Source organism: Sandaracinus amylolyticus, from assembly GCF_000737325.1.
GTDB lineage: Bacteria > Myxococcota_A > Polyangia > Polyangiales > Sandaracinaceae > Sandaracinus > Sandaracinus amylolyticus.
Window position 1 is genome coordinate 10,119,666 of the sequence record NZ_CP011125.1, and the last position, 13,005, is coordinate 10,132,670.

A 13,005-nucleotide genomic window follows, 5' to 3' on the forward strand; every position below is an offset into this window, starting at 1 on the left:
CCGCGATGGCCCTCTCGTCGACGCAGTACCGCGAGCACCTCCCGATCCCCGCGCTGCGCGGGCACGTGCGGGTGGTCTGGGAGCTCTCCGGGCCCTGCGACCAGCCGCTGCCGCAGCGCATGGTCCCCGACGGCGCGATGAGCTGGTGGATCAACTTCGGCGCGCCGCTCGCCTGGCCCGACGGCGACGGCTCGGTGCCGCCGGGCGGGACGCTCTTCATCGGCGAGATCCGCCGCCCCTTCGCGCTCTCGTCGAGCGGCGCGCTCGACGTCGTCGGCGTGAGCTTCTGGCCCGGCCGCGCGCGCACGTTCGTCGACGTGCCGCCGCGCGAGCTCGTGGATCGGCTGAGCGTCGATCCGCCGCTCGCCGCCACGCTCTCGCGCCAGCTCGCGCGCTCGGTGAACGACGCGGACCCCGGCGATCGTGTCGCGCTCGTCCAGGCCGCGCTCGCGCGCGCTCTCGTCGCGCCGCGCGCGCCGAGCGGACCGGTCCGTCGCGCCCTCGAGCTCCTCGAGCGCGGCGCGGGCACGCTGCGGATCGCCACGCTCGCCGACACCGTCGGGCTCAGCCCGCGCCAGCTCGAGCGCCGCTTCGCCGACGAGGTGGGCGTCGCGCCGAAGGCGCTCGCGTCGGTGCTCCGCTTCCGCCGCGCGCTCGACGCGATGACCTCCTCACGCGCCGAGTTCGCCACCATCGCGCGCTCGTGCGGCTACGCCGACCAGGCACACCTCGTCCGCGAGTTCACGCGCTTCACCGGCTCGCCGCCGACGCGCTTCCTCGCCGAGGACGCGCCGCGCGCGCGCGCCGAGTGGCTCCGCGATCCCGCGAGCTGACGCGACGTCGCATTCGTTCAAGACCGCGCGGCGCGCCGGGCGCATCTCATCGCCATCACGCGACAAGGAGGCGAGCGATGCCCGTCGAGCTGATCCATCCGTCGGACCTCTTCCGTTCCGAGCACTACGCGCAGGTCGCGGTCGCGACCGGCACCCGCACCGTCTACCTCGCGGGCCAGGTCGCCTACGACGAGCACCAGCGCCTCGTGGGCACCGGCGATCTCGCGGCGCAGACCGAACAGGCGACGCTCAACGTGGGCCGCGCCCTCGCCGCCGCGGGCGCGACCTTCGCCGACGTCGCGAAGCTCACGATCTACGTCACGCGCTGGACGCCCGAGCGGATGCCGGAGTTCGTCGCCGGCTTCGCCCGGGCCGCGCAGCGCCTCGGGATCGCGTCGCGTCCGCCCACCTCGCTCATCGGCGTGCAGGTGCTCTACGACCCCGAGATCCTCATCGAGATCGAAGGGATCGCGGTCCTGCCCTGATCTCAACCGCGCACGCAGACGCCGACCGGCGGGCCCCCACCGCCCGCCGAGTGCGGCGCGCAGTACGAGCCGTCCGCGCAGCGCGGCTCGCGCGTCGCGCCGCCGTCGGGCAGCGGCACCGCGCCGTCGGAGCCCGGAGGCACCGGGTACCACGTGGGATCGCACGTCGGCGCGCAGCGATCCTGATGGCACACGAGGCCCGCGCCGCACTCGCGATCGCTCGCGCACCAATCGCCGTCCTCGCTCGGCGCGATGCACACCGCGATCGACGTGCTCGCGCCGTACGGCGTGATCCGCTCGCATCGCCCGCCGCCGCACGGCGAGGGCGCGCTCGGGTCGCAGCGCTCGTCGGGGATGCACGCAGCGCCGGCGTGCGGACAGAGCTCGCCCTCGTCGCACCCGAACGCGTCGCACGGCGCGATGCAGGTCCCGGCGTCGCGCCCGTACGGCGCGCATGCGAGGCCCTCGCCGCAGCGCGACGTCATCAGCGTCTGCCTGGCGCCGATCGACACCGCGACGTCGCTCGTGCACGCGTCGCCCGCGCCCAGCGTCCCCGCCTCGCTCACGCAGCGCATCGCGTAACGCCGCTCGTAGGGCTCGATCACGCCCCACGCGCAGCGCTCTCCGGTCCCGCACGACGACGCCGCGGCGAGCGAGCAGTCCGAGACGAGATCCGCGTCGCACACGCCGACCGGCGCGCCGTCGTCGAGCATCACGTCCTCGCAGCGCGAGCCATCGTCGCAGCGCGCCGGCGACGGCTCGAACACCACGCCGCCATCGGGCAGCGGCACCCCCGTCCCGCCATCGGGCGAGCCGGGCAGCGGCGTCGCGTCGCACCGCATCCCGCACCGTCCATATCCGCACCCCAGCGAGCGCGCGCAGTCGGTGTCGTCGGTGCACACGTCACCGAGCGCGCCGGTCCCCGTCGGCCGGCAGATCCAGCGATCCGCGCCGCTGCCGAACGGCATGACGTGCGCGCAGCGCTCCGAGGGCGCGTCGCACGGGCTCTGGGTGAGCGGATCACAACGCTCCGCGACCACGCACGACTGCCAGGAGCCCGGGCAGAGCTCGCCCGACGGGCACCCGAGCAGGTGACACGGCCGCACGCACGTCCCGCTCTCGGCGCCGAACGCGACGTGACAGACGAGGTCGTCGCCGCAGCGCGACGTGGAGTACGCGAGCCCGTCCGCGAACGTCACGTGCACGTCCAACGCGCACGCCTCGCCCTCGCTCAGCGTCCCTGGCTCCGACGTGCAGCGGAACCCGGTGAACGACGAGCGATCGAGACGCCCGAACGCGCAGCGCTCGCCGGCGTCGCACTCGTCGGCGCCGAGCACGCAGTCCGAGAACCGATCCCCTCCGTCGATCGCGGAGTGGAACGAGCCCGCGTCGCGTCCCTCACCGTCGCTCGAGGTGCACCCCGAGAGCGCGCACACGAGCCCCGCCACCACCACCACGAATCGGTCCCGCACGTCCCACCTCCGCGTGCACGTGTGCCGATCCAGGCCAGCCCACCCGCGCGCGCCCGAGGCAGCAGGTCGCGTGCCTCACGCGCTGCGCGGACAGCCGCCTTCTTGGCATCGCTCCTCGAACTGCGGCGCGCGCTCGACGAGGAAGTCGCGGAACGCGCGCACCTTCGCGGGCACCACGCGCCCGCTCGGGTACACGCAGTAGAGGTTCGACGCGCCCGCCGAGTACTCGGGCAGCACGTGCTCGAGCGTCGTGCGATCGAGCTTCACGATCGTCGGCAGCACCGCGATCCCGCCGTCCTCCACCGCGACGCGCTCGAGGAACGCCATGTCGTTCGCGCCGATCGGCGCGCGTACGTCGATCGTGCGCTCGCCCTCGGGCCCGGTGAGCGTCAGCCGCCCGCGCGCCTGCATCATCCGCGGCAGCGCGAACTCGTGCTGCGCGAGGTCCTCGACGCGCGCCGGTCGCCCGCGCTGGTCGAGGTACTTCGTGCTCGCCCAGAGGCCGAGCCCCACCGACGAGAGCCGGCGCGCCACGAGCGAGCTGTCCTCGAGCTGCTGCGCGGCGCGCACCGCGAGATCGATGCCCTCGGCCACCAGATCGACGCGCCGATCGTCGACCAGCAGCTCGACGGTCACGTCGGGATGTCGCGCCCGGAATTCGGTCACCAGCCGCGGCATCCACCCGATCGACAGATCACCCGGCGCGGTGACGCGCAGGTGCCCGCGCGGCCGCTCTCGCTCCTCGCGCGCGGCGGCGCTCGCCTCCTCGATGCGCGCGATCGCGGGCGCGATGCGCTCGAGGTACGCCGCGCCAGCCTCGCTCAGCGTCACCTTGCGGCTGGTGCGCACCACCAGCGAGGTCTCGAGCGCCGCCTCGAGCCGCGACACCCGCCGGCTGATCGTCGACTTCGGCAGGTGCATGCGCGTGGCCGCGGCGGTGAACGACCCCGTCTCGGCGACCCGCACGAATGCCTCGAGGTCCTCGAGCGCCGGCATGTTCGGTTGTTCGATGAGCGACATCGAGCGTGTATCTGGGGCAAACGTTGCTCGAAGCGCAACGGTCCGTACCGACGGTTCGTTGCGCCTTCGAGCGCTCGCGCGATACGACGCCGGAGGAGGTGTCGATGATCGAGGGACGTCACCGCTGGCTCTGGGCCGCGGGGCTCGTGGTGCTGCTCGGCTGCGGAGGGGAGAGCTCCGATCCAGCCGACGCGTCCTCGCGGGACGCCGGCGTGATGCCAGCGATCACCGATGCCGCGATGGACGCGGGCGCGGAGGATGCCTCGTCGAGCGGTCCCCGGCTCCTCTATCGCCAGGACTTCGAGGCCGACGGCTGGCAGGGCGACTTCACGGGGCGCGCCACGTGGGAAGGCCACGTCGCGGTCGTCACCCACGAGCCCCACGGCGGCCTGCGCTCCCTCCGCGGCAACCAGCTCGCGAGCGTCGTCGATCCGATCACCGGGCTGCCCGGCATCGGCAACGCGCTGCTCGACTGGCGCGGCGCGGGGCACGACATCGCGGAGCGGACGCCGCACCAGATGTACTTCTCGTACTGGTTCCGCCACGACGACTTCGCGTACGGCGCGGAGAACGAAGGCAAGCTGCTCTACTTCGTCAACGCGACCGGCTCGGGGAGCTGTCAGCTCGACGCGTACTTCGGAGGGCAGCTCCACAGCCGCAACATCGCCGTCGTCTACAACAACGGCTGCGCGTCGAACCACTGGGCCCACTGCACGGAGGACGACGAGACCTGCGCTGCGTGTCGCGCCGACGGGACCTGCGACAACTGGGGCTACTCGTCGCTCTGGCTGCAGCATCCCGAGGTGGCCCCCGGCCCTGGGCGCTGGCGGCGCTTCGAGTACTTCATCGACTACGACGAGCGCTACTTCACGATCTGGATCGACGGCCACCTCGTCGCCGACGACGAGCGCTACGTCGACGGGCGCATCGCGTACGGCCCCGAGCGCACGTTCCACTGGACCGGGTTCCAGCTCTTCTACGCGTCGACCGGCGACGGCCGCGACTACGCGGACTGCGTCGACGGCGAGGGCGTGTGCGCCGGCTGGCAGATCGACGATCTCGAGGTCTGGGACGGCCTGCCGCCCCGCTGATCCGCGGCGCCATGCGAGGTCGGCGATCGAGTCGTGATCGATCCCCGAGCGTGTCGCGCGCGCTCGGGCTCGTGTTCCTCGGCCTCGCGGGCTGCGCGCGCTCGCACGTCCGCGGGCCTGGTGATGGGCCCGCCGACGCCGCCGTGATCCCCGACGCCGTCGTGATCCCCGACGCCGCCGCGCCGCCAGCGCTCGAGCTGCCCGCGGGGTACAGCGTGTGGGACGCGGTCGCGACCGTCGACGACGAGGTCTGCATCGCCGGGGTGCGTGACTCCCCCGAGCCCTCGCCGCTCCTGCCCGACGTGCGCGACGACGACGCGTTCATCGCGTGCTTCACCCCCGCCGGCCCCACGCGCAGCCGCGCGGTCGTCTGTCCCGGTGGGCGCTTCGGCGTGCACCGCCTCGCCACCCACGCGGCGGGCGATCTCTTCGCGCTGGTCCAGGACGAGTGCACGCCCGAGGAGGGCATGGGCGTGCTGCGTCTCGACCGCGCGCTCGAGGTGCGCGCCCAGCTCGACATCGCCGCGGCGGAAGAAGGCCCGTTCGCCCGCGCGCTGAGCGCCGCGGGAGACGTCGTCGTGGTCGGCGGCGCGCTGCGCACGGCCGGTCGCATCGGCGACGTCCGGGACCGACAGGGCCCCTTCGTCGCGGTGCTCGCGGCCGACGATCTCCGCGTCCTCCGGGTCGAGGCGGGACCGCCGCTCGAGCGCCCGACGCCGATCGAGCGCGTCTATCACGTCGTGGCGGGCGATCGAGGCGTGCTGGTCGTCGGCTACGACCTCGAGGGCGGCGCGTTCGAGCCCGCGGGCGGCCCGTTCGTGATCACCACCACGCTCCCCGACGGGCCGCTGGTGTCGATCCCGGCGCCGCCGTTCGAGCCGCTCGAGGAGGCGTTCTGGCATCCCGATGGGCGTCCGGTGGTGATCGGCCCGGCCGGTCTCGGCCTCGGCGTGCAGCTCGGCGGCGAGGATCACGTGCTCGACCTCCGCCTCTTCGCGCCCACCGCTGCCTTCCACGGCGATCGGCTCCTGATCGCGGGGGACCTGATCGACGGAGCGCCGATGACGATCGCGGGCCGCACCTTCACGCGCGAGCGCGACGGCTGGCTGCTCGTGGAGCTCGACGCGAGCACCCTCGAGCCGCTCGCGGCTCGCGCGCTCGGGCCGGACCACGCCGCGTACGAGCTCGTCTCGCTGCCCGGCGGCGCGCTCGCGATCGTCGCCACGATCCGCGGCCCGACTCCGGCGCGCCGGGCGCGCGCATCACGTTCGTTCGGTGATCACGAAAGAGGAGGAAGCGAATTGAAGAAGCGCGCGGGGCCCGGCGACGGAGTGAGGCTGAAGTCGTACGCCGCGGCGATCGAGGAGTGCAGCGCGATCCCCGATGCGCTCGCGGTGCTCGAGCGCCTGCTGACCGCGCTGCGCGCCGAGCCACAGCCCCGGGACCTCAGCGGCAACATCGGGCACTTCTCGGACTGGCTCTACGAGGCGCGGCAGAAGGGCAGCACCTTCAGCGAGCCGTCGCTCGAGCGTGCCCTGGCGATGATCGACGCGCTGAGCGAGGCGAGCAGCGCTCCGCCGGCCTCGTCCGACCTCGCGCGCATCCGCGACGACCTCACCGACGCGTTCACCGCGGGCTGAGCGCCGCGACGCGAAGAGCCCGCGAGGCCGCGGGCTCTTCGTCGTTCACGTCACGTGCTCGGCTCGTCGATGAAGGGACCGTCGCCGTTGATCGGGCCGGGGGTGACCACCGGCGTCACCGGCTGCGTGCCGCCCTCGTCGCCGTCCTCGCCCTCTTCCTCTTCGCGCGTGGTGCGCGTCGAGCGATAGGTGTCGATCGGCGCGACCGCCTTCTGGAAGCGCGCGATCGACTCCGCGTCGGTCTCGTCGACCTCGGCCGAGAGCAGCCGCGCGTACTTGCTGATCGCGCGCGAGAACGCGAAGAGCGCGTCCTTCTTCGACGGCCGGCTCGCGCGGACGCGCGGGCGCTCGCCCGTGCCGATCGCCTCCCCGAGCGCGGCGGTCGCGTCGCGCGCCGCCGTGAAGTAGTCGACCCCGACGCACGCGTCGATCTCGCGGTCGAGCTTCAGCTCGACGATGTGCTGGAGGCGGCGGTTGCCCTCGCTCCACGCGGCCGGCGCCTCGAAGCGGATGAACGCGATCCCCTCGGGGAAGGCCCTCTCGAGGATGCGCATCGCGGTCGCGCTCGACGCGGTCACGCCCGCGGGCAGCCGCGTCTTCGCGACGAGCGCGTCGTACATGCCGCCCCAGCACTGGCCGAAGGCGATGAACTGCTCGCGGATCGTCTGGACGTCCTTCTCCGTCTTGAGGATGTCGTCGATGACCTGCGCCTGCTCGAGGATCGCCTCGAGCGCCTCGCGCTCCTTCTCGCGCACGTTGCGGGGTCGCGCGTTCCAGAGCTCGCGCGCGAGCGCCATCACGATCCGCGCTTGGACGCGAATGCCATCGGTGTACGGGCCATAGAGAAGCGTCGCAGCCATTGCCAGAAGAGCCGTCACGGGAATCACCTCGCTGAACCGCGCGGCATCACCCCGACCCGCGCGCCGTGGTGGGCTCATCGGAGCGCGATGACGCGCGTTGCGTCGCGGATGGCGAAAAACCGTAACGGGTGACTCGAGTGACCATGCGTATGAGGTCACGAGCCACAATTTATCGATCCGTGACCATGCGTATGAGGTCACAGGGTCAGAATTTATCGATCCGTGACCATGCGTATGAGGTCACGAGTCACAATTTATCGATCCGTGACCATGCGCATGAGGTCACGAGTCAGAATTCTCGCGCGTGCCCTCATCGAGATGAGGTCGGGAGTCAGAATTCTCGCGTCGGTCTCGTCGCGATGCGGTCGACGGTGAGACGTCGGAGGTACGGCACTTCCGGTGGCGCTGCGCTACGAGCCGGACCGAATCGCCTGTTCGAGCGGCGCGAGATGATCGCGCAGCGTGTGCAGCACCATCGCCCAGGCGCGACGTCGCGCGAGGACGGCGCCTGCGTCTTCGAGCGGCAGCGCGTCGAAGCCGACGAGGAAGCAGGGCTCGTCCGGGATCGTCGAGACGTCGAGCATCTCGTCGCGCGGGATCCCGGTGCGCTCGCTGATCGCCTGGAGCGCCTCGTCGTGGAGCGTGCGCGCCGAGCCCGCGTGCTCGAGCGGCCAGATCGAGAGCGGCGGGTACGACGCGATCGCGGTGCGTGCCTCGGCGCATCCGTCGGCGGCGCGGAGGAGCTCGTCGCGGATCGCGGTGAGGTCGGCGTCGATCGACTCGGCCATGACGGCCCACGGCGCGCCGTCTGCGCCTTCTTCGTTCTCGCCGTGGTGCCACGCGTCGTCGAGCGCCTTCCACACGTCGCGCAGCGCGAGCGCGGACTCGGCATCGGCCATCGCGACGCGCGACCAGTCGTCGAGCGTCACGTCGGCGAGCTGCGCGCCGAGCAGCGCAAGCACCTCGCCGGCACCGGGGCGTTCGTAGAGCAGCGTCGAGAGATGCCCGAGGACGGATTCGGCGATGCGCAGCGTGCTCTCGCGCTCGTGACGGGCGCGATGGGCGGCGATCGCGGCGCCGAGCGCGCTCCAGCGGGGATCGGTGGACATCGGTTCGGTTTACGCGCGGCACGCTCAGGTCTTCGTCGCGTACCGATCGCGCACGGCGCGCGCGACGGGACCAGCCCAGCACGAGAGGATCGCGGGCACGACGAGCCTCGGGAAGAGCAGCGTCTCGAGCGGCCCGGGCAACCCGACGCACCCGCTCTGCACCTCGCCCAACGTCGGCGACGCCGCGATCAGCAGGCCCGCCGCCGCCAACGAGACCAGCGCGCGCGCGCGTCGCGCGTGGAGGTCGCGCAGCGAGACCATCAGGCAGATCGTCGCCACGGCGATCTGCCACGTCGGGAGCACGCGCTCCTCCGGCCCGAACACGACCGACCGCGGCCACCACGCGAGCGTCGCGACACAACCGAGGAGCAGCGCGCCCAGCCCGGCGGCCGTGAAGAGCGTTCGAGCGGCGGCGGGCTCACCGCTGTCGCGGATCGCGCTTCGCGCGACGAGGAGGCAGCCGAGGAAGACGACGACCCACGCGACGCGAGCAAGGAGTGCGTCGCCGCCCAGGACGACCAGCCACGCGACGTTGGGCGCGAGCACGCCGAGCGCGAGCCCCGCGCGAACGACGGAGCGCGGATGTGCGAGGAGCGTCGCGGCGAAGACGCCGAGCGGAAGCAGCAGCACACCGAGCCCCGCATCGACGGCCTCGTCGAGCGTCGCGTGCAGCAAGCGACCCGCACCGAATGCATCGAGGACGAGCAAGCACGCGACTGCGCCGACGACAGCGAAGCCAATCCGCAGCGTCGCGCTGCGCGCGTATGGCTGGGTCTCGACCGCCGCGCTCACCACCACGAGATGATACGGGGAGTGCGAATCATCAGATGCGAGCCGAATACGCCAGCTCGATCGGCCGCGTGCTCGTGACGCGCACGCCGGGCAGCTTCGCGAGCACGGCGCACACGAAGCTCGAGCGATGGATGCGCAGCTCGTCGAGCATCTCGCGGTTCGTGAGTCGACCGCGCGCACGCAGCACGTCCCACGCGAGGTTGAGCATCCGCGGCGAGACGACCTGAGCGCCCGTGCCGCGCTCGGCAGTTCGCTTGGTCTCGACCCACAGACCCGATGGCGTCACTTCGGCGATGCGATTCGGCTGCGCGCTCGGACCGAGCGTGTAGACGACGGGCGTCCGTCGTGATGCCTCGTGCAGCAGCGCGAGGAGCTCGGGCTCGACCTCCTCGTTGCGATCGACGGCGGCTCCAGCGAAGTCGGAGGAGCGCGGATCGGTCCAGAGCTGCTCCGCCCAGGCCTAGAGCTCGGAGAGCGGCGGCTCGTCGTCGCGCCCGTGCAACACCGTCGCTGCCTCGACGTTGGCGACGAGACCGGACGTGAGATTCGCGGAGCCGATGATGGCAGTCGTGCGTCCGTCGCGGCGTCCGAGATAGACCTTCGGGTGATAGGTCGAGCCGCCAGGATTGAGCACGCGAATGGACGCACCGCCGTCGCGCAGCGCGGTCATCGCTGCCTCGCTGGTCGCACCGAGCGTCGTCGTCACGAGCACGCGCGCACGACCACGACGAGCGCTCGACTCGAGCTCGCGCGCGATGAGGTGGACTCCGCGCGCTTGAGCGAACGCGACGCAGAGGAGCGCGTCGTCGGACGAACCGAGCAGACCGCGGACGCTCGCGAGGAGTGCGCCCCCGGGCGCAGTGACGGCGCTGACCTCCACGGGCGCATCCTACGCAGCCAGGGGCCGTGACGTGCAGCTGTCTCGACGTGTAGAGTGGAGAACTGCTGGAGCGCGAGATTGCACGTGGGCGTGGTTCAGCGCCCGAGGAGGCCAGGTGTTCTTCGAGACCTTTCTAGCCGACGACACTCGATACGCCTACGCGCGCTCGCCCGCGCTCGCGAAGCTGTTCGACGACCGAGCGACGATTGATGCGGTGATGAAAGTGCTCGAAGTCCCCATCGCGAAGGGCCATCGCGGCAAGCTGTCGAACGACGATGCGCGCACGGCTCTCAGGGCGCACGTCGAGCACCTACGCTCGCTGAAGACTTCGCCATGGCACGGACTTTCCTCAGCCGAGATCGCCGCCGCAGCTGTGGTCCGCGCCGAGCTCCCGGCCGCGCGTGATGGTGTGTTTGCCCATCTGAAGCGCGAATCAGACCTGCTGCTTCCGATCGCAGCCTATATGAAGCAATACAACCTCGAAGTGTACGCGGAAGTACCGACGGGGAGAAACCGCGCTGACGTGTTGGGCTTCAAAGATGGCTTTTTCGGAACGACGATCGTGATCGTGGAACTGAAGAACGCTCTGCCCGATTTCAAGCGGGGGATCGACCAACTCGCGACGTATGCAGGTTACGGGACGGAGGTGTGGACGGCATGCACGCCCTGGATGGCAGCACGAGTCCTTGACGAGCACTCTCAAGGCCGGGGCGTTCATCGCTGGGACCCGACTTGGATCCAACAGAAGCTGGCCGCCGTCGGCAGTGGCCTATTGCTTGTCGAGCACGAGAAAGTCGCGCGTGTTCAGGAACCGCGAAAGAACACGATCGACGCGGCGAAGGTTGGTGAGATCCGCTCTGCCATCAAAACGTGCAGGCGCATCGCCTAGTGGGACCCTCCGCGCATTCAGCGTTACGGACCGCTCGGTTGCGCTATCCCGTAGCTCGGTGCGCAATGGAACTGACGCTCTTCAGCGTAGGATATCCAAACGAGACGGTCGTCTCATCTTGATACCCAAGGGAATATCGTAGCTGCTGCACAAGCTGCTCGGCAGATTGAAACTCACCGCCTTGGTGGGGAGCAACCGCTCCGGGAAGACGCGGCTCGCGTCTTCACTCGTGTGCTTGTTTCACTTGCCGACTGGAAGCAGGACCGCATCGGACGCCCCCCCATCGCTCAGTTCCGATTGGGGGTCAAAGCTCACTGGCGGCACTCGATCTGAGAGAGACGGACGCTCCACCCGAGCCCATCGAGGATCGCGGTGGTGGAGAGTTCGAGCTGCCGACGCGCGCGGCCCGATGCGCGTGGACGAGGCGCGCGTGGAGCGAGCGCGCGAGCGCGCGTAGCGCGTCGGATGGATCGAGCGGCTCGGTCTCGTGGAGCTCGCTCGCGAGCGCAGCGAGCGAGTGACGGAGCGTCGTAGACGCCGGGAGCAGGAGGGCAGCGCGAGATCAAGCCTCGAGCGCATCAGCAACGCAGTTGCTCACGAGGGACGTGCACGAGCGCGGTCGCGCCGTGCCGCGGTCTCTCCCGCTCAGACCCGCGCCGGCGGGAGCATGTCGAGCGTGCGCTCCACCTCGGCGGGATCGACGTAGAAGTCGTCGCCGCGCGGGTGGCCGACGACGAACGCGAAGTGCTGGTCCTCGCGCTCGACCGTGTTCTTGTAGACGGTGACGAAGCGGTCCGGAGGCTGGAGGACCAGCAGCGAGCCGCCCGGCGCGAGGCCGAGGATGCCGTGCGCGAGCCCGCTGCCCTCGACGCCGACGACGACGCGCGCGCCGGCGCAGGTCTTCACGATCGTGGCGACGTCGGTCCGCGCGGGGTCGAGCACGCGGAAGCCGCGGCGCTGCGCCAGCATCTCGGCGAGCGCCGCTTCGTTCTCGAGGACGCGCGGCTTGCCCTGTCCGGTGCGGCCTCGCACCACGAAGACGCCCGGGTGCGGCTTCACGTCGACGCGCGCGAACAGCTTCTCTCGCAGCGCGCGGAAGCGCGCGCGCTTGTGCTCCGTGTAGCCGAAGTCGTCGAAGAGGACGAGCTCGCGGAAGAAGACCGCATCGAGCCGCGAGGGCTTCATGCCGAGCCACTCTTCGTAGGTGGGCTCGTGACAGCCCACCGTCTTGCGCGAGATCGTGACCGGCTCTCCTTCCGCAGCCGCGAGCGGATAAGAGAGACAGTCGTGCAGGAGCCAATTGCCGAAATACTGCATCCCGGCGAACGTCGAATAGACGGCTCCCCGCGCGAGCTCGTGCTGCACGCGCAGAGGAGGAATTCGTCGCGTGCGCGCGCGGACGCACTCGTGGCCTCGGCCCTTGTACAGCACGCCGTCGAGGAGCCACGCGTTCTGGAAGAGGAACGCGCGGGTGGGGGCGTGATCGACGACGCCACCTTCGACCTCTTCTCGCGCGTCGCCCTCCGAGAACATCGTGTGCCGCACGCGCTCGAGCTGGTTGGGCAGGAAGAACGCCCTCGGATGGCGCGCGCGCCTCGCGGGGCTGAGGGTCCACGTGCGATCCGCGACATCCTGCAGCGGTGAACCCTTCCACCCGAACAGGCGTGCTGCGCCGTGCAGCGCGGGCAATGGAGTCCACTTGCCGATCACACGTCACCTCGCGCGCTGAGTGCCGTCGAGCGCTACTAGCCGTAGCCGCCGGAGCACGGACTCAAATGCTGCCGATCGGCGCTCCGAGCATCGGAGTCGGGACGGACTCGCGCGCTGCGCGCACCGCGTCGGGAGACGTGTACCAATGCGCCGGGCTTGTACGGAAGGCCCGCGGGGGACAAAGGCTCTTCCGTGCCTCGGCGCCCCACCGAGCACCCGGGTGT

At 71.1% G+C, this 13,005-nt stretch carries 13 protein-coding genes; 5 read left to right on the forward strand and 8 right to left on the reverse strand.

What is annotated here, in order from left to right; translation table 11 throughout:
• The first annotated feature begins 5 nt into the window (after positions 1-5).
• Positions 6-833, forward strand: coding sequence for a helix-turn-helix domain-containing protein (locus tag DB32_RS42945; RefSeq protein WP_053238460.1), 828 nt, complete (start codon positions 6-8; stop codon positions 831-833).
• A gap of 77 nt (positions 834-910) precedes the next feature.
• Positions 911-1,318, forward strand: a complete 408-nt coding sequence (locus tag DB32_RS42950) for a RidA family protein (RefSeq protein WP_053238461.1) — start codon at positions 911-913, stop codon at positions 1,316-1,318.
• Positions 1,319-1,320: 2 nt separating this feature from the next.
• On the opposite strand, the gene DB32_RS42955 is transcribed toward DB32_RS42950, so the two are convergent.
• The gene (locus DB32_RS42955) at positions 1,321-2,790 is read right to left on the reverse strand and encodes a hypothetical protein (RefSeq protein ID WP_157070369.1); all 1,470 of its coding nucleotides are present in this window, start codon (positions 2,788-2,790) and stop codon (positions 1,321-1,323) included.
• Positions 2,791-2,865: 75 nt separating this feature from the next.
• Entirely contained in the window at positions 2,866-3,810 is a 945-nt protein-coding gene (locus tag DB32_RS42960; protein ID WP_053238463.1) for a LysR family transcriptional regulator, read from the reverse strand.
• A gap of 104 nt (positions 3,811-3,914) precedes the next feature.
• On the opposite strand from DB32_RS42960, the gene DB32_RS42965 reads away from it, so the two are divergent.
• Together DB32_RS42965 and DB32_RS42970 are read left to right on the forward strand one after the other, a co-directional pair.
• The gene (locus tag DB32_RS42965; RefSeq protein ID WP_157070370.1) at positions 3,915-4,901 is read left to right on the forward strand and encodes a hypothetical protein; all 987 of its coding nucleotides are present in this window, start codon (positions 3,915-3,917) and stop codon (positions 4,899-4,901) included.
• Positions 4,902-4,951: 50 nt separating this feature from the next.
• The gene (locus DB32_RS42970; RefSeq protein WP_053238465.1) at positions 4,952-6,541 is read left to right on the forward strand and encodes a hypothetical protein; all 1,590 of its coding nucleotides are present in this window, start codon (positions 4,952-4,954) and stop codon (positions 6,539-6,541) included.
• A gap of 50 nt (positions 6,542-6,591) precedes the next feature.
• On the opposite strand, the gene DB32_RS42975 is transcribed toward DB32_RS42970, so the two are convergent.
• From DB32_RS42975 to DB32_RS42995, 5 genes are all read right to left on the reverse strand, one after another.
• Positions 6,592-7,602, reverse strand: coding sequence for a hypothetical protein (locus DB32_RS42975; RefSeq protein ID WP_157070371.1), 1,011 nt, complete (start codon positions 7,600-7,602; stop codon positions 6,592-6,594).
• A gap of 209 nt (positions 7,603-7,811) precedes the next feature.
• Positions 7,812-8,510: a hypothetical protein gene (locus tag DB32_RS42980; RefSeq protein WP_053238467.1), complete on the reverse strand. Its 699-nt coding sequence runs from the start codon at positions 8,508-8,510 to the stop codon at positions 7,812-7,814.
• A 24-nt stretch (positions 8,511-8,534) separates the two neighbouring features.
• Positions 8,535-9,302 (reverse strand): hypothetical protein, encoded by a 768-nt coding sequence (locus DB32_RS42985; protein ID WP_157070372.1) that lies wholly within the window; start codon positions 9,300-9,302, stop codon positions 8,535-8,537.
• Positions 9,303-9,333: 31 nt separating this feature from the next.
• Positions 9,334-9,588, reverse strand: a complete 255-nt coding sequence (locus DB32_RS42990) for a hypothetical protein (protein ID WP_053238469.1) — start codon at positions 9,586-9,588, stop codon at positions 9,334-9,336.
• Between the two features lie 174 nt (positions 9,589-9,762).
• A complete protein-coding gene (locus DB32_RS42995) occupies positions 9,763-10,182 on the reverse strand; it encodes a phospholipase D family protein (protein ID WP_053238470.1) in 420 nt (139 codons plus the stop codon).
• Positions 10,183-10,297: 115 nt separating this feature from the next.
• Here DB32_RS42995 and DB32_RS43000 point away from each other — a divergent pair, with 115 nt between their 5' ends.
• Positions 10,298-11,071, forward strand: a complete 774-nt coding sequence (locus DB32_RS43000; RefSeq protein ID WP_053238471.1) for a hypothetical protein — start codon at positions 10,298-10,300, stop codon at positions 11,069-11,071.
• 645 nt (positions 11,072-11,716) lie between these two features.
• Here DB32_RS43000 and DB32_RS43005 read toward each other — a convergent pair.
• A complete protein-coding gene (locus DB32_RS43005; protein ID WP_157070373.1) occupies positions 11,717-12,781 on the reverse strand; it encodes a glycosyltransferase 61 family protein in 1,065 nt (354 codons plus the stop codon).
• Positions 12,782-13,005: the final 224 nt, after the last annotated feature.